Raw genomic sequence first — 21,042 nt, 5'->3', positions numbered from 1 at the left:
CCGGTGACGGTGAGTGGCTGGCCCGCCAACGGCAGAAACTGACAGGCCGAGCCACGCATTCGAGATGTGCATTGCCGGGTCCGGCTACCGAGTCTCCGGCCGGTCCACCGATTGCCCCCTGCCTCCCAAAATCCCGACGAGGTCCACGATGTTCCAGCTTACCCGCAGCGTCACCTGGCAAGCCCTCACCCAGTTGCATGACCAGACTCGCCACGACCGCATCAGCGACTACTTCGCCGCCGACCCCCAGCGCTACGACAAGATGAGCCTGCGTGTCGGAGGGTTGTTCCTCGACTACTCGAAGCACCATATCTCCCCGGCCGTGCTCGACACCCTGCTCGAGCTCGCCGATCACTCGGCACTGGTCCAGCGTCGTGCCCAGATGTTCTCCGGCGACATCATCAACGTCACCGAGAACCGCCCGGTGCTGCATACCGCCCTGCGCAACCTTGGCGAAGGCCCGCTGATGGTCGACGGCCAGGATGTGATGCCCGAGATCCAGCGCACCCGGGAGCAAATCCAGCGCTTCTCCGAAGCGGTACGCAGCGGCGAGTGGAAGGGCTACGATGGCCAGCGCATCAAGGATGTGGTCAATATCGGCATCGGCGGCTCGGACCTGGGCCCCAACATGGCGTGCCGGGCACTGCTCAAGTATCGTCAGAGCGACCTCAACTTCCACTTCGTCTCCAACGTCGACGGCACGCATATCCAGAAAGTACTGCGTCGCCTCGACCCTGCCACCACCCTGTTCATCGTCTCCACCAAGACCTTTTCCACCCAGGAGACACTGCTCAACGCCAAGACCGCGCGGCGCTGGTTCGTCGATAACGCCGGCGAGGACGCCGACGTCGGCGCCCACTTTGTCGCCGCCTCCACCAACAAGCGCGCGGCGATGGACTTCGGCATTCGCGAGGAGAACATCTTCGAGTTCTGGGCCTGGGTCGGAGGACGCTACTCGATGTGGTCATCGATCGGCCTGCCGATCGCCCTGGCGGTGGGCTTCGAGGGGTTCATGGCGATGCTCGAGGGCGCCTACGAGATGGATCAGCACTTCCTGACCGCGCCCAATGCCGCCAACATGCCGGTGCTGATGGCCCTGATCGGCATCTGGTATATCAACTTCCACGGCGCCGAGACCCAGGCCATCGTGCCCTACGACCAGGCCCTGCATCAGCTGCCGGCCTTCCTTCAGCAGCTCGACATGGAGTCCAACGGCAAGTCGGTGGACATCTTCGGTCAGCCGGTGGACTACAAGACCGGACCGATCGTCTGGGGCCAGACCGGCTCCAACGGCCAGCACGCCTTTTTCCAGCTGCTCCACCAGGGCACCCGCTATGTTCCCATCGACTTCATCGCCAGCCTGAAGCCGGAACCGGGGGTGGAGGACCATCACTTCGCCCTGCTCACCAACATGCTGGCCCAGGCCAACGCCTTCATGGAGGGCAGCCTCAAGGGGGGAGAGGGAGGCGGCAGCGACCTCGACCCCTACAGTTGTCCAGGCAACCGCCCCTCCAGCACCCTGCTGCTCGACGAGCTGACGCCCAGGAACCTCGGTGCACTGATCGCGCTCTACGAGCACAAGGTATTCGTCCAGGGGGTGATCTGGAACATCAACTCCTTTGACCAGTGGGGCGTGCAGCTCGGCAAGCGCATCGCCGGGGAGATCAGCAGTCGCCTCGACGCCCAGAGCCAGGACTTCGACGCCTCCACCCAGGGCCTGCTCATGCGGGTCAGGGAGCACTTTCCCGGACACGCCAGCGCGACACCAGAACCCGCGGCACCCAGGTCCGGCAAGGGGGCAAAGGGCAAGGCCAGCAGCCGAGCACCCAGCCGCTGACACCATCTTGATGGTTACGCCTCTGGACCCACGATGGCCGGTGAGGCATGTTCCCTGCTAGCCAATCGACAAGCGGCCAAACGTTCCGGCGGGTGAACCGGGACAAGCGCACCACACAGACAGGCCTGCCATGCCAGGCCTCTACCCCAGCAAGGAGACGCCGACATGCGCCAGCTACAATGGGGCATACTGAGCACCGCCGGCATCGCCCGCAAGGCGATGATCCCGGCCATCCAGGCCGCGCCCAATGCACGCCTCACCGCCATCGCCAGCGAAAGCGGCAAGGCCGGTGATGTGGCCGCGGAATACGGCATCCCCCGGGCCCACGAGGGGTTCCGCCAGCTGCTGGAAGACCCGGATGTGGAAGCGGTCTATGTGCCACTGCCCAATCACCTCCATGCTCGCTGGGTGTGCGAGGCGGCACGTCACGGCAAGCATGTGCTGTGCGAGAAGCCCGCCGCCCTCGACGCCGAGGAGGCACGCGCCATGCAGGAGGCCTGCGACAGGGCCGGGGTGGCGCTGATGGAGGGCTACATGTATCGCCATCACCCTCAGCACCTCCGGGCCCGAGAGCTTATCGAGCGTGGCGAGATCGGCGAGGTCCGCCAGGTGCGCGGGCTCTTCTCCTTTCCCCTGGCCCTGGACAGCGACAATATCCGCCTCTCCGCCGATGCCGCCGGCGGCAGCCTCCACGACGTCGGCTGCTATCCACTGGATGTGATCCGTCGCCTGCTCGGCATGCCCGAGTCGGTCACGGTGGTGGGCCGGGTACCCGAGACGCTCGGCGTCGACACCAGCGCCAATGGCGTGCTGCGCTACGGCGACGGCCGATTGGCAGAGTTCGGCGCCAGCTTCGAACAGACCATGCTCAACCGCTACGAGGTGATCGGTAGCCACGGCAGCCTGCTGCTCCCCTCCGCCTTCCGTCCCGACAAGCAGGGCGGCGTGGGCGAGATCGTCATCACCGACGAACGGGGCCGCACCCGCCGCGAGCCGGTCTACGGCGATCAGTATCCGGCCCAGGTCGAGGCCTTCTCCGCCTGGGCCCTGGGTGAAGGCCCAGCTCCGGATGCCCCCACCGAGCTCGCCGACCAGGCGCAACTACTGGCGGCCTGCCGGGAGTCGCTGCATCAGGAGTGCACGATTCGCCTTCGCGCATAGGCCGACGCCTCTCCTAGCCCCCTGACCAACCACCGGCACCGAACCAGGCTGCCTCGGCCTCTACCACGCTGTGACATGCCTGGTACCGGCCGGCCGCCCTGACGGCTTGTTAAAATGTCAGACATTTATTAATCTAGGTACATTGCCAACGCTGGAGCGATGCCATGTCTGACAAGGCAGCCCCCTCGACCGAGCCCCGCACGACCTCCCTGAGTGACCTCCCCCGCCACCAGGGAGGCGCCGAGGCGCTGGCTCGCCTGCTGGCCCGGGCGCTGTTCGCCGGCCGCTGGCGACCCGGCGATGACTTCCCCAAGGAGATGGATCTTTGCCATCACTTCGCGGTGAGTCGCAATCAGGTTCGCAACGCCCTGGCCAGTCTCACCGCCACCGGGCTGATCGAGCGCACCGCCGGCCGCGGCAGTGTGGTACGCATGGTCGATGACTGGCACCTGCTCGACCCGCTCGTCAGCGACTGGATGACCGGCATCGAGAGCCTCGATGCCTCCCTGATCCGTGAGATCTTCGCCTTCCGCTATTCGGCGGAACCGGTGGTCGCCCGGCTCGCTGCCGAGGCCGCAGAGCCGGCGGACCTCGATCGTCTGGCGGCCGCCTATCAGGGCATGTGTGCCACCGCCGACAAGCCCGGCGCCCGCGACCTTCACGCCGAACACGACGTGGCCTTCCACGACGCCATCTATCGCGCCAGCCACAACCTGGTCTGGCGCCAGATGGGCCATCTGCTGCGTCCCTCGATCATTGCCCTGATCCAGAGTTCCCAGGCGCGGGTCTCCGCTGAGCACGAAGGGCTCGGCGACAGCCTGGCCCGCCACGGCCGCGTGCTGGAGGCCATCAACCGACGTGATGCCGCCGCCGCCGAGAGTGCCGCCCGCGAGGTACTCCGGCGTACCGCCATCGACCTGGCCATCGTGCCCGCTCCCTCTCACTCCCATCTCGCTTCCGAGGACTCCCCATGAAGATCACCCGACTCAAGACCTGGCAGGTCCCCCCGCGCTGGCTGTTCCTCAAGATCGAAACCGATGAAGGGTGCTACGGCTGGGGCGAGCCGGTCATCGAGGGTCGCGCCGCCACCGTGGAGGCCGCCGTCCACGAGCTCGCCGACTATCTGATCGGCCAGGACCCGCACCGCATCGAACACCTGTGGAACACGCTATATCGCGCCGGCTTCTATCGTGGCGGGCCGATCCTGATGAGTGCCATCGCCGGCATCGACCAGGCGCTCTGGGACCTCAAGGGCCGCGATCTGGGAGTTCCGGTGCACCAGCTGTTGGGCGGCGCGGTGCGCGATCGCATGCGCATGTACGCCTGGACGGGCGGCGACCGTCCGAGTGACGTGGGCGCCGGGGCCCGTGCCCTGGTCGAACAGGGCTTTACCGCCTTCAAGATGAACGGTACCGCGGAGCTCGCCATCGTCGACTCCCACCGCAAGGTCGACGAAGCGGTGGCACGTGTGGCGGAGGCCCGCGACGCCGTGGGCCCCGACGTGGGCATCGGCATCGACTTCCATGGCCGGGTCCATCGGCCCATGGCCAAGGCGCTGCTGCGTGAGCTGGAACCCTTCCATCCGATGTTCGTCGAGGAGCCGGTGGCCCCCGAGCACCTGCCCTGCCTCAAGCAGATCGCCGGTGGCCTGGGGTATCCCCTGGCGACCGGCGAGCGACTGCACACCCGCTTCGAGTTCCGCGACCTGCTCGCCGACGGCATGATCGATATCATCCAGCCCGACCTCTCCCACTGCGGCGGCATCAGCGAGGGGCTCAAGATTGCCTCGATGGCCTCCGCCCATGATGTCGCGCTGGCCCCGCACTGCCCGCTCGGCCCGCTGACCCTGGCCGCCTCCCTGCAGCTCGATGCGGTGTGTCACAACGCCTTCATCCAGGAGCAGAGCATGGGCATCCATTACAACCGCGACAACGACGTGCTGGACTACCTGGTCGACAAGTCGGCGCTGGCCATCGATGAGGGCTTCTGCGCCATCCCCCAGGGGCCGGGGCTCGGCGTGGAGATTGACGAGGCCTTCGTCGAGGAGCGCGCGAAGGTCGGCCACCGCTGGCGCAACCCGGTATGGACCCACGAAGATGGCTCCATCGCCGAGTGGTAAGCGTGGAGTGGGCAGAGTGAGGAGAAAGCGATGAGTTTCAGCTTCAACGACCTGGCCTTCGGCGACCTGAAGGGCCAGAGCGTCTTTATCACCGGCGGTGGCTCGGGCATCGGCGCGGCCCTGACCGAGGGTTTCCTGGCCCAGGATGCCAGGGTGGCCTTCGTCGACCTGGACGATCCCGAGGCGTTCTGCGATGCCATGGAGGCGAAGTACGCCAACCGGCCGCTCGCCATCATCTGTGATATCCGTGACGTGACGGCACTCCAGGCGGCCATTGCCCAGGCGCGTCATGCCCATGGCCCGATCGGCGTACTGGTCAACAATGCCGCCAGGGACACCCGCCATCGCCTCGAAGACTGGGGCACCGAGCAGTGGGATGACTCCCTCGCCACCAACCTGCGGCCGCAGTTCTTCACCGCCCAGGCCGTCGCCGCCGACATGCGCGAGCTGGGCGGCGGCGCGATCATCAACCTCTCCTCCAACAGCGTGCACCTGGGCCTTGCCGGCTACCCGGCCTATGTCACCGCCAAGGCCGGCATTCTGGGCCTGACCCGGGCACTGGCCCGCGAGCTGGGCCCCGATGCCATCCGCGTCAACTGCCTGATACCCGGCTGGGTGATGACCCAGCGTCAGAAGGCGCTCTGGGTCAACGAGGCCGATCTTCAGGAGTGTCTGGCTCAGCAGTGCCTCAAGGAGCCGATTCCGGTGGAAGACATGATCGGTCCCTGCCTGTTCCTGGCCTCCCGGGCATCGCGGATGATGACCGGCCAGGAGCTGATCATCGATGGGGGTCGAGCATGAGCCAGTCGGTGGCCGAGTCGCTGGCCTGGGTCGCTGTCGACTGGGGCTCGAGCAATCTTCGCGCCTGGGCCCTGGACGCCCAGGACAGGGTGCTGGCTCGCTGCGACTCTCGGCGCGGCATGCTCTCGCTGAGACCCCATGACTATGAGGCCGAACTCAAGCGGGTGATCGGCGACTGGATGCCCCCCACGGGCCATGTGCCGGTGCGGATATGCGGCATGGCAGGCGCTCGCCAGGGTTGGCTCGAGGCCGCCTACCTGCCGGTGCCGACCCGGCTGGACAATCTGTCTCGGGGCGCGGTGAGGCCCTCGCTCAAGGATCCACGCCTGGAGGTCACCCTGCTGCCGGGGCTCTGCCAGGCAGCCGGGGACCAGCAGCACGGCTTCGACGTGATGCGCGGCGAGGAGACGCAGCTGGCCGGCCTCTGTCGTGTCGATACCGGTCACGATGGGCGAGAGCAGGCCTTCTCCCCTGTCACGGGGCTCGCCTGCCTGCCCGGCACCCACGCCAAGTGGGCATGGCTCAATGCGGGAGCGATCACCCGCTTCACCACCTGCATGACCGGCGAGCTATACGACCTGTTGGCCCACCAGTCGGTACTGCGCCACTCCCTCGATCATCCAGACGGTAGCGACGACCCGAGCGACCCGGGCAATCGCGAGTGCTTCATTGCGGCTGTGCGCGAGATCAACGAGGCCCCCGCCGCCTTCACCGCCAGGCTCTTCGGCCTGCGTGCCCGCGACCTGTTGGACGACGGCCTGCCGGTCGGCGAGGCCCGTGGCGCTCGCCTCGCCGCGCGTCTGTCGGGTCTCGTCATCGGCCTGGAGCTCGCGGGACTGCAAGACGAGCTGAGGCTCGAGTCGGCCGCGGCCCGGGACATCACCTTGATCGGCAACGACACGCTCTGCGCGCGCTACGCCCTGGCGCTTTCGACCCTGGGCCACACCAGCCACACGCTGGACGGCGAGAGCGCCGTGCTCGCCGGCCTGAGCCTGGCCAATCGCACCCTGAGCCAGGCCGCCATGAACCGCGCCTCAGGCGCCTGAATCCCCGTTGATGGAGATCGACACATGACCCTGCCTCTGATCGGCATCCTGCGCGGCGTCACCCCCGACGAGGCGGTGGCGGTGGGTGAAGCGGTGCTCGCCGCCGGCATCACCACCCTCGAGGTGCCCCTCAACTCCCCCGACCCGCTGGAGAGCATCCGCCGCCTGGCCGACACCCTGGGCGATCGAGCCCTGGTGGGCGCCGGCACCGTGTTGACGCCCTCCCAGGTACGCGACGTCTTCGCCGCCGGCGGTCGACTCGTGGTGTCGCCCAACTGCCGGCCGGCGGTCATCGAGGAGAGCCGTCGTCTCGACATGCAGAGCTGGCCGGGCATCGTCACCCCTTCCGAGGCCTTCGACGCCCTGGAAGCAGGCGCCAGCGGCCTCAAGCTGTTCCCGGCGATCCAGGTGGGTCTCGAGGGCATGCAGGCCATGCGTGCCGTGCTCCCCACCGGCACCCGGCTCTATGCGGTGGGTGGCATCGGCGTGGACAACTTTGCCGCCTGGCGCTCCGCCGGCATCGATGGCGCCGGCCTGGGCAGCGCTCTCTACCGCCCCGGCCAGAGTCCGGCAGTCGTGGGCGAGCAGGCCCAGGCGCTGGTGGCGGCCTGGCGTGCCGCAGGAGACGAGACATGAGCCTGCCGGCCCTTACCGCAGAGCTCGCCGTGGCAAGCCGCTGCACGCTGGGCGAAGGCCCCCAGTGGCATGCCGCCACGGGACGCCTCTACTGGTGCGACATTCTCGCTCGGCGACTGCACTGGCTGGCACCCTCCACCGGGGCCACCGGCCAGCACGCCCTCGACCATCGGGTCTCCCTGGCCGCCCCCCTGGCGGGTGGGGAGCTTCTGCTGGTGGGCGAGGACCGCCTCAGTCGTTTTGCCCCCCATAGCGGAAGAGTCGAGACACTCCTCGACTTCGAGGCCGACAATCCCGTCACCCGCAGCAACGATGGCCGTGTCGACCGCCACGGCAGCCTGTGGCTCTCCAGCATGGGCAAGGCAGCCGAGCCTGGTGCCGGCAGCCTCTATCGCCTGCACCGGGGTGAGCTGACGCGTCTGCGTACCGGCTTGACCATCCCCAATGCCATCTGCTTCTCGCCCGACGGTGAGTTTGCCTGGTTTACCGACACCGTGACCGGCGTGGTGATGCGCTGGGCCCTGGATCGTGAAGGCTGGCCGCAGGAGGAGCCTACCCCTTGGGCCGACGTCTCGGCCACTTCGGGCCATCCCGACGGCGCGGTGGTGGACGCCGAGGGCTACCTCTGGCTCGCCCTGTGGGGCGCCGGCCAGGTGGTAAGACTGGACCACGACGGCCATATCGTCGCCAAGATCGAGCTCCCGGTGACCCAGCCTTCCTGCCCCGTCTTCGCCGGAAAGAACCTCGAGCGACTCTATATCACCACCGCCCGGGAGGGCCTGGACCAAGCCTCACTCGCCGCTCAGCCACTGGCGGGCGCCCTGTTCGTGGCCGATGTCGGCGTGACCGGACTGGCCGAGCCGCTACTGCGACTGACATAGAGCCGCATTGACATAGGGCCGAGCTGACATAGGGCATAGGTAAAAAACCCGGCCATGGAAGGCCGGGTGAAAGGCGACAGCGACTGGCTGTCGATAGAGCACAGGGTCATGAAACCATCAGTGGTGGTAACGCTCCGCCACTTCCCGGGCCAGCTGGCGGATGCCGTTCCAGTCCTCGGCATCGACCAGTGATTTCGGCGTCAACCAGGATCCCCCCACACACATCACGTTCGGAAGCGCCAGATAGTCTGCCGCGTTGTCCAGATTGATGCCGCCGGTGGGGCAGAATCTCGCCTCGGGCAAGGGACCCGCAAAGGCCTTGAGCGCCTTGACGCCACCACTGGCTTCGGCGGGGAAGAACTTGAAGCGGCGGTAGCCAAACTGCCAGCCGGTCATCAGCTCGGAGACACTGGCCACTCCGGGCAGCATGGGCACCGGGCTGCCCACGCCATGGCGATAGAGCGCCTCGGTGGTGCCGGGGGTAACGATGAAGTCGGCTCCCACCTCCTCGGCCTGCCGGTACTGGGCCGGCGTCAGCACGGTACCCACGCCAATGCTGGCCTGGGGCAACGCCTCCTTGATGCGTCGAATCGCCTCCAGGGCACAGTCGGTGCGCAGGGTGACCTCCAGCACGGCGAGGCCACCTTCGAAGAGAGCGCGAGCCAGAGGCACGGCATCCTCGATACGCTCGATGGCCAGCACCGGGATGACCTCGGCCTTGAGGCAGATGCTGTCAAGCTCGGTAGTCCGGGTCGAGGGAAGCTGCTTGTCGGGGATCATGAAGATATCTCCAAAACTCAGGGGGCCCAGTAGGTCGCCAACGGGCAGGCCAGAAAGGCGCGAATCGGTAGTTCACGGACGTCGTCGCCGGCCAGCGCTCGGGCCAGCACGGCCCGCTTGTCGCCACCGGTGATATGCAGAAAATGGCGGCGCGCCTGGTGCAGCCGCTCGGCGCTCAGGGTGATGCGCGGCTGGGGCTGACTCGGCGTCCGCACGGCCACCGTGGTGGCGTCGGTGCTCAGCGCCAGGTCGAGCTCGCGGCTATCGGGAAATAGCGAGGCGGTGTGGCCGTCGCCCCCCATGCCGAGAATCACCACGCTGGCCGGCCAGGCCAGGGCCTCGATGCGCTCGGCCACGACCTCGGTCCCCTGCTCGGGGGTGGGGTGGTCGCTGGTCAGGGGCGCGAAGGTGGCCGCCGCCGCCGGGCCGCACAGCAGATGCTCTCGCACCAGGCGGGCGTTGCTGTCGTCGGCCGTCTCGCCCACCCAGCGTTCGTCGGCCAGGGTAACCTGGACCCGCTCCCAGGGTAGCCGGCAGGCGGCCAGCGCGGTGAAAAACGGTACCGGCGTCGAGCCACCGGAGACCACCAGCAGGGCGTGGTCATGGTGCTCAAGATCGGCGCGCAGGGCCTCGGCCACCGCCTCGGCCAGCTGCCGGGCAAGCTGTTCACGTGGAGAAACGTTCGTCATGTTCAATAATCCTCATACCAGCTGCGGCCATCCTGGGTGATCATGGCGATGGACGCGACGGGTCCCCAGGAGCCAGCTGGATAGCGGCGAGGCGGCTCGTCCCGGTCTTTCCAGGCAGCGTTCAGGCTGTCACACCACCGCCAGGCGTACTCCACCTCATCGCGACGCACGAAGAGATACTGCTGCCCCTTCATCACCTCGAGCAGCAGTCGCTCATACGCATCGGGAATCCGCGTCTTGGGAAAGGCGCTGTTGAAGTCCAGGTGTAGGGGGCCACGTCGCAGCCGCATGCCCTTGTCCAGGCCACTGTCCTTGGTCAGCACCTCCAGGGCAATCCCCTCCTCGGGCTGCAGGCGGATCACCAGCTTGTTGGCGGCGAGATCACGCTGGTCCGGATCGAAGATATAGTGAGGTTGCTGGCGGAAGTGGATCACGATCTGCGAGAGCTTCTCGGGCATGCGCTTGCCGGTGCGCAGATAGAAGGGCACCCCGGCCCAGCGCCAGTTGGCAACGCCGGTCTTCATGGCCACGAAGGACTCGGTATGGCTCTCGGTATTGGCGCCCTCCTCTTCCAGGTAGCCGGGCACGCTCCTGCCGTCGATGGTGCCGGCGATGTACTGGCCGCGCACCACGTCACGCCCCAGCATGTCGTCGGTGAAGGGCTTGAGCGCCTTGAGTACCTTGACCTTCTCATCGCGGATGGCGTCGGCATCCAGGTTCGCCGGAGGATCCATGGCGATCAGGCAGACCAGCTGCAGCAGGTGGTTCTGGACCATGTCACGCAGCTGGCCGGCATCATCGAAGTAGCCCCAGCGCCCCTCGATACCGACCTGCTCGGCCACGGTGATCTCCACATGCGAAATATGGTTCTGATTCCACTGGGTGCCGAACAGCGGGTTGGCGAAACGCAGCGCGATCAGGTTCTGCACCGTCTCCTTGCCCAGGTAGTGGTCGATACGATAGATGCGGGATTCGGGAAAAACGGCGCCGATGGCGTCGTTGATCTCGGCAGAAGAGGCCAGGTCGTAGCCGATCGGCTTCTCGACCACCACGCGTGACTCGTCATCGAGGCAGCCGGTGGACTCGAGGTGCCGGCAGATATCGCCGTAGATCCTGGCGGCCACCGAGAGATAGACCACCATCGGCCGCTCGGCACCCTGACGCCATTCATGGATGGCGGCATAACCCTCGGGGTGGGTAAAGTTGAGCTGCAGGAAATCGAGACGCGCCAGAAAACGCTCCAGGGCCTCACGATCAAGCTCCTCGGCCTTGACGCGGGTCTTCAGCGTCTTTTCGACCTGCGCTCGAAAGCTGTCCCGGTCATGCTCCTGTCGGGCCAGCCCCAGCAGACGAGTGGCGGGATCCAGCAGCCCTTCACGCTCCAGATGAAACAGTGACGGAAACAGCTTGCGTTGGGCCAGGTCGCCGAGTGCGCCGAACAGCGCCAGATCAATTTCGGTGCTGATCGCCTCCCCGACTTGGTTGTGTCGACTCATCCCCACCCCCTTTCGTTAACTTACAAAAAAAATACGCACACGGCGCAGAAAAAGCAAGCACCAATAGTAATCTTACAAAAACAAATAGCTCGTAGGCCACCTCTTGTGGCCTAACACCGGGAGGGCGAGCTAGGATAGCCACCACCATGTAGTTAAATCACCACATTTTCCACCATCGCGCCAACTCGCGGCCGCGCGCCGCCCCAGCACGGAGAGCTCGCCCCCCCATGGCCCGTCACGACCTGATCGATCGCATCCGACAGCGCCTCGAGGAACTCAACCGCTCCGAACGCAAGGTCGCCGACGTGATTCTCGCCGACCCGGCGGCCGCTACCGGCATGAGCATCGCTACCCTCGCACAGGCCGCGTCCGTCAGCGAACCCACCGTCAATCGCTTTTGCCGCAGTTTCGACGCCAAGGGCTATCCAGACTTCAAGATCAAGCTGGCCCAGAGCCTGGCCAGAGGCACTCCCTATGTCAGCCAGGCGGTAGAGCCCGACGACAACGCCGCCGACTACACCCAGAAGATCTTCGGGGCCACCATCGCCGCCCTGGATGCGGCGCGTCGCCAGACCGACGTCACCCGCATCGAGCGCGTGGTCGATTTCCTGATACAGGCCAAGCAGGTTCACTTCTTCGGCCTGGGCGCTTCGGGTGCCGTGGCCCAGGATGCTCAGCACAAGTTCTTCCGCTTCAACCTGCCGGTCACTGCCTATATCGACGTGCTGATGCAGCGCATGGTGGCCTCCACCTGCCATACCGGGGATGTCGTGGTGGTCATCTCCTGGACCGGCCGCACCCGCGAGCTTGTCGACATTGCCAGGCTGGCACGCGAGAACGGCGCCGTGGTGCTGGGCATCACCGCGCCAAACTCCCCCCTGGCCCGGGAGTGCAGCGAGACCCTGGAGGTCGCGACCCCCGAGGATACCGACTACTACATGCCCATGACCTCGAGAATGATCCAGCTGGCACTGATCGATGTGCTGGCCACCGGGGTCACCCTGCGTCGCGGTGAAGACTTCCTCGGCCACCTAAAGAAAATCAAGGATAGCCTTCAGGATACCCGCTACCCCGGTAGCGACGACTGACCCCCATCGACGCAACGCCGCCCCACCGAGCTTCGGCGGGGCGGCGCTTGTCTCTGACAGCAGAGGGGGATCAGCAGAAGGATGCTGGCTTGCGTCTTATACGCCGGCGAAGGCCGCGTAGATCACCACCACCAGCACCACTAGCACGATCCCCACGGGCACGGCTCCCTTCCAGGGTGTCAGGTCCACTGCTTTCACGTCCTCATGTACCCAGGCGGTGTCACGTGGACGCAGCTTGCCAATCAACAGCATCATCGCCACCAGCAGCACAAAGACCAGAGTCACGAAGTGGAACTCATGCATGATCACGGGCAACTTGTTGAAGGGCGGCACGAAGTAGCCGGCGGCGATCAGCAGACAGCCCCCGATCAGCGCAATCTTGGCTGCCATGGGCGGAACCCGACGGGTAAGTAGGCCTACCAGCACCACCGCCAGGATGGGGATAAAGTAGATGGCATTCATCTTCTGCAGATAGCCGAACAGGCTCTCCTGCCCCGCCAGCAACGGCGCGATGATCATGGTCACTACCGCCATGACCCAGCCGAACACCTTGCCCGACTTGACCACCTGCTCCTCGCTGGCCTCCTTGTTGAGCACCCCCTTGTAGATCCCCAGACTGAAGATGGTCGTGGTGCTGTTGAGTGCCGAGTTGAACGACGAGAGGATGGCACCCACCATCACCGCGGCGAAGAAGCCCGTCAGGTATGGCGGCAGTACATTGAACACCAGCTGGCCATAGGCCTCATCGGCGCGCACCCCCTGATCGGCGTAGAGGTGATAGGCGATGATCCCCGGCAGCACCAGGTAGAGCGGCCCCAGAAGCTTGAAGAAGCCGGTCAGCAACACGCCCTTCTGGCCCTCCGCGAGGTTCTTGGCCGCAAAGGTGCGCTGGATGATCTGCTGGTTGGTCGTCCAGTAGAAGACATTGATCAGAAATACCCCGGTAAACAGGGTAAGGAAAGGCACCTGCTGGTCGGCGCTACCGATGGAGTTGAGCTTCTCCGGATTGCTTGCCTTGAGGGTATTCCAGCCCTCCAGCACGCCACTGCCATCACTGACCGCCTGAAGGCCGAAATAGACGATCACGAAGCCACCAACGAGCAGCCCCACGCCATTGATGGTGTCGGAAACCGCAACGGTACGCAGCCCACCGAACAGCGCATAGACGGCGCCGATGATGCCCACGATCCAGACGGTCAGCCACAGCAGCAGGGTGGGCGACTGAATGCCGGTAAGCCCCTGCAGATCGAGCATGCCCTGCAGTCCCATGGCCCCTGAATAGAGGATGATGGGCAGCAGGATCACCGCATAGGCGATCAGGAAGATGATGTTGGTGATCAGCTGGGTGCCACGGTCGAAGCGGATCTCGAGCAGCTGCGGCAGCGTCGCGATACCGCTTCTCAGGAAGCGAGGCAGAAAGAACAGAGCCAACGCCACCAATGCGATGACGGCCACCACCTCCCAGGCCATCACGCTCAGGCCATCGGTGAAGGCAGCGCCATTGAGACCCACCATCTGCTCGGTGGATAGGTTGGTCATCAGCAGCGACCCCGCAATCAGCGGAAAGGTCAGGGTGCGGCCGGCAAGGAAGTAACCCTTGGTGCTTGAGTGGTCGTCACGGCGCGTGATGCGCCAGGTGATGAAGGCGACCAGTCCCGTGAAGAACAGGAAGGACGCCAGGGTGAGGGCATGCATGGGGGAGCCTCTCTATCTGTCGGTGTCGGGGCCCGACCACAGCCGGCCGGAATGTCTGACATTAAGAATTGTCACGCCATTCTAGCCGGATACCCCTTCGTCAATATTCGACTTTGGTCAAAAACAGGACGAAACCTTTGTTAATCTTACCAAGCTGAGAGCTGCTAACACTTCGCGCCGGAGCGCACCCCGCCAGGGGCGACACCCGGGCGCCAGGGCCTCAGTAGCTGTAGTCGATCGAGGCCACGGCGGCGGTAACGGTGATCTCGACCTTGAGCTCATCGGCCGGCATCGGAGCACAGACGCAGGTACGTGCCGGGGCGTGGCCGGCGGGAACCCAGGCGTCCCACACCGCGTTCATGGCGGCAACGTCATGACCATCCTTGAGATAGATGGTGGCCGTCAGCAGGCTCTCACGATCGCTGCCCACCTCCTTGAGCAGCGAATCCACACGGGCCAGCATGCTCTCGGTCTGGGCGGTGATGTCGCCATGGCGTGCCTCGGGGCCGGCCACCTGGCCGCACAGGTAGGCGATGCCGTTGTGGATGACGGCACGACTCATGCGTGCCTTGGTGTCGTAGCGGTTGATCGTCATCGTCTTTCTCCTCATGTTGGCGGTTAGAACCCTTGCTACGGGATCAGCGCAGCAGCAGCACCGGCCCTCGGGCATTACGCAGCATGGCGGTGGTGGTGCTGCCCACCAGCAGGTGGCGAATGCGCGAGTGGCCATAGGCCCCCATCACCAGCAGGTCGATGTTGTGCTCCTGCTTGTAGGCGCGCAGGGTCGCCTCCACCTCGCCGGCGCGGATGGCGCCCTCGGCCTCGTGACCGGCCTCGCGCAGGGTCGAGAGCGCCCAATCGAGCTGCGAGCGGTTGTCGCCGGTCTCGGCGCCGACGATCACCACGTGCACCGGGACGCCGTCGAACAGCGGGCTTCGGGCCAGCATCTCGACGCCCTTGCGGGTGGTCTTGCTGCCATCGAAGGCGAGCAGCACCCTTTCGGGACGACGGAAGGTATCCGGCACCATCAGGATCGGCCGATGCAGGGTGCGCACCACTCGCTCCAGGTTGGAGCCCAGATGGCCGCTGTCCTGGTGGGCGGTCTCACCGCGCTTGCCCACCACCAGCAGACGGATCTCCTCCTGAAGCTCCTCCAGGGTCTCCACCAGGGTACCGTTGCGCTGGCGAACGGCGGGATCATCGACACCGCGCTCGACAGCACGCTCCCTGGCCGCCTTGAGCATCAGCCGCCCCTGTTCCTGGGCCACCTTGGCGCGCTTCTCATCCAGCTGGGCCAGCTCCTCCAGCAGATGCTCCCGAGCGCCCAGGCCGAGGTTGCCGGACAGGTCCGTCTCGGCGGTCTGGGGGTGGTTGTCATTCACATGCAGGAAGGTCAGCGGAGCCCCCAGCGCCTGGCTGGCCCAGGCGGCGTAGTCGCACACTCCCTCGGAGAACTTCGAGCCGTCAATGGCGGCCATCACCTGTTCTGTCATCGTCTTGTCCTGAAGCTGGCGTTGGTATCCATTACGTTAGTACACCATCGTTCTACATCATCCTGCCGACGGGTCAATGTCCGCCCATCAGCTTCTCGACGGCCTCGGGGTCGTCATGCACCGCATAACGATCGACGATGGTGGCACTCGCCTCGTTGAGGCCGACCAGCTCCACCTCGGTACCCTCGCGGCGGAACTTGATCACGATGCGGTCCAGGGCCTGGACGGCGGTAATGTCCCAGAAATGCGCGCGTGACAAATCGATGGTGACCTTCTTCACGGTCTCCTTGAGGTCGAAGGCACTGCCGAAACGCTCGGAGGAGGCGAAAAACACCTGACCCACCACCCTGTAGACACGATGACCCTCCTCGGGGGTCTCGGCGCCAACGTAGAGGATATTGCCCACCTTGTTGGCGAAGTTCATGGCGGCGAGCAGCACACCGACGAAGACACCGATCGCCAGGTTATGGGTGCCTACCGTCACGCCCACCGTGGCCAGCATGACCATGTTGGTGCTCATGGGATGCTTCTTGAGGTCCTTGATGGAGCTCCAGCTGAAGGTGCCGATGGAGACCATGATCATCACCGCGACCAGGGCGGCCATGGGGATCTGCGAGACCCAGTCGGCGAGGAACACCACCATCAGCAGCAGCACGACCCCGGCGATCAGGGTAGAGAGGCGCGTCCGCCCTCCCGACTTGATGTTGATCACCGACTGGCCAATCATCGCGCAGCCCGCCATGCCGCCGATCAGGCCGGTGCCGATATTGGCCAGGCCCTGCCCCTTGCACTCACGGTTCTTGTCGCTGGGCGTATCGGTCAGGTCGTCGACGATGGTGGCGGTCATCATCGACTCCAGCAGGCCCACCACGGTGAGCATGATCGAGTACGGCAGGATGATCATCAGCGTCTCGAGATTCAGCGGCACCTCGGGCCACAGGAAGACCGGCAGGGTATCGGGCAGCTCGCCCATGTCGCCGACGGTGCGAATCTCCATGCCGGTGAGCAGGTAGACCGCGGTGAGCACCAGGATGCAGACCAGTGGCGAGGGGACCGACTTGCCGATCTTCGGCAGATAGGGGAAGCCGTAGATGATCGCCAGTCCCATTGCGGTCATGGCATACACATGCCATGTCACCCCCGTCAGTTCCGGCAGCTGGGCCATGAAGATCAGGATCGCCAGGGCATTGACGAAACCGGTTACCACCGAGCGCGACACGAAGCGCATCAGATCGGCCAGGCGCAGATAGCCGGCGATGATCTGCAAGACCCCGGTGAGCAGGGTGGCGGCCAGCAGGTACTGCAGGCCATGCTCCTTGACCAGGGTGACCATCAGCAGTGCCATCGCCCCGGTGGCCGCCGAGATCATGCCAGGCCGCCCTCCGGCGAAGGCGATGATCACCGCCATGGAGAAGGACGCATAGAGTCCCACCTTGGGGTCGACCCCGGCGATGATCGAGAAGGCGATCGCCTCGGGGATCAGCGCCAGGGCAACGACGATTCCCGACAGGGTGTCGCCCTTGAGATTGGAGAACCAGCTCTGTTTCATCTTTTCGTACATGCTGCGGTCCAGTCAGGAGTGATTGGAAGGCCATGAGGCGTCAGGGGACGTGCCGTGGGCATGCCTCCCTGCCTCATTCGAGCGTCAGGGATGGGCACGCCGGGTGGACACCGGAGCGCCCGGGAATCACGCAGGGGGAAGGGAGTGAGCTAGGGCGGCGAAGCCAGCCCTGCCGGACGCATCAGATTGTGCTGGAGCATCATCAGACGAAGGTCCAGTGCTTGTGTAAGGTCCAGTGTTTGCGTGAGACAGGGCGCGGATTCTAGCAGAGCCCATGTTGCACTGCATCCCGAGTGCGCTGGCGCCGCTCGACCCGTCGATCGACCAGCCCCTTGAGCAGCAGGCTACCGAGTACCAGGGAGCCACCGGCAAACGCCGCCGGCGACGGGCGCTCGCCGAGCAGCCACCATACCCAGAGCGTGCCGACCACGACCTCCAGCAGCATCAGCAGCCCCACCTCGGCGGCGGGCAGGTAGAGCGGGCCACGCTGGAGCAGGGTGAAACCCAGAGGCAGCAGCCCAAGGCAGAGCACCAGCAGCCACGCCAGGGTCGTGCCGGCGGGCAGCGTGATGCCCGGGCCTGAGACGCCGTAGAGCACCGCGGTGGCCGCCACGATCACTCCCGCCAGGGTCAGCATGGGGCTCATGTCGACATCCTGGCGCGTCCGGCAGAGGGTAAAGTTGGCCGCCATCGCCGTGGCGGCAAGCAGCGCAAAGGCGTTGCCGCGCCAGGAGCCGACACCCGCGTCGTCCAGGGCGATCAGGGCAATACCTACCAGGCAGGCCAGGATAGCCAGCCAGGTACGCCGCGGCAGGCGCTCATGGAGAAAGACGCGGGAGAGCAGTGCGGCGATCAGCGGTGCCCCGGCGAGGATCATCAGCACGTTGCCGGCACGGGTGTACTGGTTGCCCAACACGAAGCCGAATGTGGAGAGGCTGAACAGCAGTGCCACGCCGATACCGGTCCAGCCACATCGCCGATAGGCCGCCGCCGCTCCCCGTCCGTGGCGAGCGAGCACAATGGCGAGAAAACCGAGGGCGGTAAGTAGTCCCCGCCACACCAGGATCTCGGCGTCCGGCAGGCCGATCAGCTTGATCAGCAGCGCATCGGGGGAAATCAACAGGACCCCGCCACCGGTCATCAACAGCCCCTGCTGGCGGCGATTCAGATGGGATAGTGTCAAGGCAACCTCATGGACAATACGGGCGCCTCAGCATGCCACGGCCAGCCGGCCGTGGCACGGGGTCAGGCGGAATCACCGTTGCCGTCGGATGCCCGACCGGAGGCGCCCTCCCGAGCCGTCGCTGACGCCTGCATATGCTTGAAGGCCTCCATGATATCCATGGGCAGCGGGAAGACGATGGTGGAGGCGTTCTTGTTGCTCATGTCGCTCATGGTCTGCAGATAGCGCAGCTGTAGCGCCGCCGAGTTCTCGGCCATGACGTTGGCGGCCTGCACCAGCTTGCGCGAGGCCTGCAGCTCGCCCTCGGCGTGAATCACCTTGGCGCGACGCTCCCGCTCGGCTTCGGCCTGGCGGGCAATGGCGCGGATCATGCTCTCGTCGAGATCGACATGCTTGATCTCCACGTTGGCCACCTTGATGCCCCAGCTTTCGGCAGAGGTGTCGATGATCTCCTGAATATCATCGTTGAGCTTGTCGCGCTCGGAGAGCATCTCGTCGAGGTCGTGCTTGCCAAGCACCGAGCGCAGGGTGGTCTGGGCCAGCTGGCTGGTGGCGAGGGTGTAGTTCTCGACCTGGATGATCGCCCTCTCGGGGTCCACTACACGAAAATAGAGCACGGCGTTGACCTTTACGGTGACGTTGTCCCGGGAGATCACATCCTGTTCGGGCACATCCATGGTGACCACCCGCAGATCGACCACCTGCATCTTCTGGATGCCCGGAATGATGATGATCAGCCCAGGCCCCTTGACCGCCTGGAAGCGTCCCAGGAAGAACACCACGCCGCGTTTGTACTCGGGCAGGATGCGAATCGAGGCCGCCAGCAGCATGATAAGCAGAACGACCGGGACGAGATAGGAAAGCAGCATGGTGTCGGCTCCTTGGTTGGGCCGGACGATGCGGATCATCGACCGTGCCGGACAAGCCTCAGGGCAATGAGGCCAGCGGTTCGACCTCCAGGGTCAGCCCGTCAACCGCGGTGACGCGGACCGACTGCCCGCGGGCGAGCGGCGTGGGACTGCGTGCCCGCCAGCGTTCACCCATCAGGCGTACGTGGCCCTGGCCGGTGAAGTTCTCGAGGACCAGCGCCTCGCTGCCGACCAGCTCCTCATGGCCGGTACGCGGCGGACGACGCCGCAGGCCGAGGAAGCGAGTCACGACCCATAGCATCAGGCCTGCCGCGAGCAGCGCGATGCCACCGATCATCGGCAGCGAGATGTTCAGAGTGTCCGCGTCCATCAGTATCACCGATCCGATCACGAAGGCGACGATGCCGCCGAAGCCGAGAATGCCGAAACTGGGCATCAGTGCTTCGCCCACGATCAGCCCCATTCCCACCAGGATCAGCGCCAGGCCGGCGTAGTTCACCGGCAGCACCTGGAAGGCGAACAGCGCCAGCAGCAGGCAGATGATACCGATGGTGCCCGGCACCAGGCTGCCGGGGTTGGAGAGTTCGAAGATCAGGCCATAGAAGCCAATGATCATCAGGAAGTAGGCGACATTGGGGTTGGTGATCACGGTCAGCAGCTCGGTGCGCCAATCCGGATCGAAGCGTTCGACGACCAGGTCCGCGGTGGCAAGGGTGCGCTCCCCGTTATTCATCACCACCGTGCGACCGTCGAGCTGGCCGAGCAGGTCATCGAGGTTTCGAGCCACCACGTCGATGACATTCTGCTCAAGCGCCTCCCGGGCGGTAAGATTGACCGCCTCGCGCACCGCCTGCTCGGCCCAGTCGGCGTTGCGGTCGTGGCGCTCGGCCAGCGAGCGGATATAGGAGACGGCATCCTCCAGCACCTTGCGCTCCATCGCCGTCTCGCCGCGACGCTTGTCCGGCGCCCCCTGTGCGGTCTCGCCTGGCATCGACTCGCCCTCGTCAGGCGTGGTCTCAGCCGCATCGCCGTCGCGTTCCGCGGTGTCGGCGGAGCCGTTCGATTCGGGTTCAGGCTCACCCAGGCCCGGTAGCCCGCCCCCGCCTAACTGCACCGGCGTCGCCGAGCCCAGATGAGTGGCCGGCGCCATGGCAGCGACGTGGCTGGCATAGAGCAGATAGGTACCGGCACTGGCCGCCCGAGCCCCCGCCGGCGTGACGTAGAAGGCCACCGGCACCTCGGAGGTGAGCATGGCGCGGATCATGTCGCGCATGGCGGCATCGAGCCCCCCGGGGGTATCCATCTCCACCACGACCAGCTCGGCATCGGCCTCGGCGGCACGCACCAGGCCGCGTCGAAAGTAATCGCTGGTGGCCGGCCCGATGGCACCCTCCAGGCGCATCACCATCGCAGTGCGCTCGCCCTGCTGGGCCTTCACGGCGGCCTGGCCGAGCAGCAGCAACATCCCAAGGGCCAGGCAGGCGAGGCTGAAAATCATCGCCGGATGCCGAGAGGGCGACACTCGCCACGCTTGCATGGAAACCTCCTGCGGAGGGCTGATGCCTCGAGATGCGCCACAGCGAAATAATTCAACATCTACCGATATCAAGCATAGCAGGACACCCTACTGCATGCGCCGAGCACCCGAGCCCTGATCGTCGCCATCGCCTTGCCCCTTCAGTCCGCTCCCCAGGCACCTGCAGCAGC

The 21,042-nt window shown here is 65.5% G+C and carries 19 protein-coding genes; 9 read left to right on the top strand and 10 right to left on the bottom strand.

Going from position 1 to position 21,042, the window contains the following annotated elements:
• Positions 1–148 precede the first annotated feature (148 nt).
• The 8 genes from pgi to E0702_RS09045 all read left to right on the top strand — a co-directional run bounded on the left by pgi (position 149) and on the right by E0702_RS09045 (position 8,481).
• Positions 149–1,837, top strand: coding sequence for a glucose-6-phosphate isomerase (gene pgi / locus E0702_RS09080; protein WP_132043032.1), 1,689 nt, complete (start codon positions 149–151; stop codon positions 1,835–1,837).
• Positions 1,838–2,002: 165 nt separating this feature from the next.
• Entirely contained in the window at positions 2,003–2,998 is a 996-nt protein-coding gene (locus tag E0702_RS09075; protein WP_132043030.1) for a Gfo/Idh/MocA family protein, read from the top strand.
• Positions 2,999–3,162: 164 nt separating this feature from the next.
• Positions 3,163–3,972 carry a FadR/GntR family transcriptional regulator gene (locus tag E0702_RS09070; protein ID WP_132043028.1) on the top strand — a complete coding sequence of 270 codons (810 nt, stop codon included), beginning with the start codon at positions 3,163–3,165 and terminating at the stop codon, positions 3,970–3,972.
• Positions 3,969–5,117, top strand: coding sequence for a galactonate dehydratase (gene dgoD / locus E0702_RS09065; RefSeq protein WP_132043026.1), 1,149 nt, complete (start codon positions 3,969–3,971; stop codon positions 5,115–5,117). The genes E0702_RS09070 and dgoD overlap by 4 nt, the downstream gene beginning before the upstream one ends.
• 30 nt (positions 5,118–5,147) lie before the next feature.
• The gene (locus E0702_RS09060; protein WP_132043024.1) at positions 5,148–5,918 is read left to right on the top strand and encodes an SDR family NAD(P)-dependent oxidoreductase; all 771 of its coding nucleotides are present in this window, start codon (positions 5,148–5,150) and stop codon (positions 5,916–5,918) included.
• Positions 5,915–6,964: a 2-dehydro-3-deoxygalactonokinase gene (locus E0702_RS09055; RefSeq protein WP_132043022.1), complete on the top strand. Its 1,050-nt coding sequence runs from the start codon at positions 5,915–5,917 to the stop codon at positions 6,962–6,964. The genes E0702_RS09060 and E0702_RS09055 overlap by 4 nt, the downstream gene beginning before the upstream one ends.
• 24 nt (positions 6,965–6,988) lie before the next feature.
• On the top strand, positions 6,989–7,600 hold the full coding sequence (locus E0702_RS09050) for a 2-dehydro-3-deoxy-6-phosphogalactonate aldolase (RefSeq protein WP_132043020.1): 612 nt from the start codon (positions 6,989–6,991) through the stop codon (positions 7,598–7,600).
• A complete protein-coding gene (locus E0702_RS09045; protein WP_132043018.1) occupies positions 7,597–8,481 on the top strand; it encodes an SMP-30/gluconolactonase/LRE family protein in 885 nt (294 codons plus the stop codon). Before E0702_RS09050 ends, E0702_RS09045 begins: the two co-directional genes overlap by 4 nt.
• Positions 8,482–8,598: 117 nt before the next feature.
• Here E0702_RS09045 and E0702_RS09040 read toward each other — a convergent pair whose 3' ends face one another.
• The 3 genes from E0702_RS09040 to zwf are packed head-to-tail and all read right to left on the bottom strand — an operon-like array spanning position 8,599 to position 11,446.
• The gene (locus E0702_RS09040) at positions 8,599–9,261 is read right to left on the bottom strand and encodes a bifunctional 4-hydroxy-2-oxoglutarate aldolase/2-dehydro-3-deoxy-phosphogluconate aldolase (RefSeq protein WP_132043016.1); all 663 of its coding nucleotides are present in this window, start codon (positions 9,259–9,261) and stop codon (positions 8,599–8,601) included.
• Positions 9,262–9,278: 17 nt separating this feature from the next.
• Positions 9,279–9,950, bottom strand: coding sequence for a 6-phosphogluconolactonase (gene pgl, locus E0702_RS09035; RefSeq protein ID WP_132043014.1), 672 nt, complete (start codon positions 9,948–9,950; stop codon positions 9,279–9,281).
• Between the two features lie 2 nt (positions 9,951–9,952).
• Positions 9,953–11,446, bottom strand: coding sequence for a glucose-6-phosphate dehydrogenase (gene zwf, locus E0702_RS09030; protein WP_132043012.1), 1,494 nt, complete (start codon positions 11,444–11,446; stop codon positions 9,953–9,955).
• A gap of 227 nt (positions 11,447–11,673) precedes the next feature.
• Between zwf and E0702_RS09025 the strand changes: the two genes are divergently transcribed.
• Entirely contained in the window at positions 11,674–12,534 is an 861-nt protein-coding gene (locus E0702_RS09025; protein ID WP_132043010.1) for a MurR/RpiR family transcriptional regulator, read from the top strand.
• 96 nt (positions 12,535–12,630) lie between these two features.
• Here the strand turns inward: E0702_RS09025 and E0702_RS09020 are convergent, their stop codons facing one another.
• From E0702_RS09020 to E0702_RS08990, 7 genes are all read right to left on the bottom strand, one after another.
• Positions 12,631–14,229 (bottom strand): solute:sodium symporter family transporter, encoded by a 1,599-nt coding sequence (locus E0702_RS09020; RefSeq protein ID WP_132043008.1) that lies wholly within the window; start codon positions 14,227–14,229, stop codon positions 12,631–12,633.
• A 220-nt stretch (positions 14,230–14,449) separates the two neighbouring features.
• Positions 14,450–14,824 (bottom strand): RidA family protein, encoded by a 375-nt coding sequence (locus E0702_RS09015; RefSeq protein WP_132043006.1) that lies wholly within the window; start codon positions 14,822–14,824, stop codon positions 14,450–14,452.
• Positions 14,825–14,867: 43 nt separating this feature from the next.
• Positions 14,868–15,722: a universal stress protein gene (locus tag E0702_RS09010; RefSeq protein ID WP_132043004.1), complete on the bottom strand. Its 855-nt coding sequence runs from the start codon at positions 15,720–15,722 to the stop codon at positions 14,868–14,870.
• A gap of 73 nt (positions 15,723–15,795) precedes the next feature.
• The gene (locus E0702_RS09005; protein WP_132043002.1) at positions 15,796–17,283 is read right to left on the bottom strand and encodes a SulP family inorganic anion transporter; all 1,488 of its coding nucleotides are present in this window, start codon (positions 17,281–17,283) and stop codon (positions 15,796–15,798) included.
• Positions 17,284–17,545: 262 nt separating this feature from the next.
• Positions 17,546–18,424, bottom strand: coding sequence for a DMT family transporter (locus E0702_RS09000; protein ID WP_132043127.1), 879 nt, complete (start codon positions 18,422–18,424; stop codon positions 17,546–17,548).
• Positions 18,425–18,528: 104 nt separating this feature from the next.
• Positions 18,529–19,335, bottom strand: a complete 807-nt coding sequence (locus E0702_RS08995) for a slipin family protein (protein WP_132043000.1) — start codon at positions 19,333–19,335, stop codon at positions 18,529–18,531.
• 58 nt (positions 19,336–19,393) lie between these two features.
• Positions 19,394–20,872 carry an NfeD family protein gene (locus tag E0702_RS08990; RefSeq protein WP_132042998.1) on the bottom strand — a complete coding sequence of 493 codons (1,479 nt, stop codon included), beginning with the start codon at positions 20,870–20,872 and terminating at the stop codon, positions 19,394–19,396.
• Positions 20,873–21,042 lie beyond the last annotated feature (170 nt).

Origin of the sequence: Halomonas marinisediminis (assembly GCF_004347715.1) — a bacterium.
In the GTDB taxonomy this organism is placed as follows: domain Bacteria; phylum Pseudomonadota; class Gammaproteobacteria; order Pseudomonadales; family Halomonadaceae; genus Halomonas; species Halomonas icarae.
This window is presented reverse-complemented; position numbering and strand designations above follow the sequence as displayed.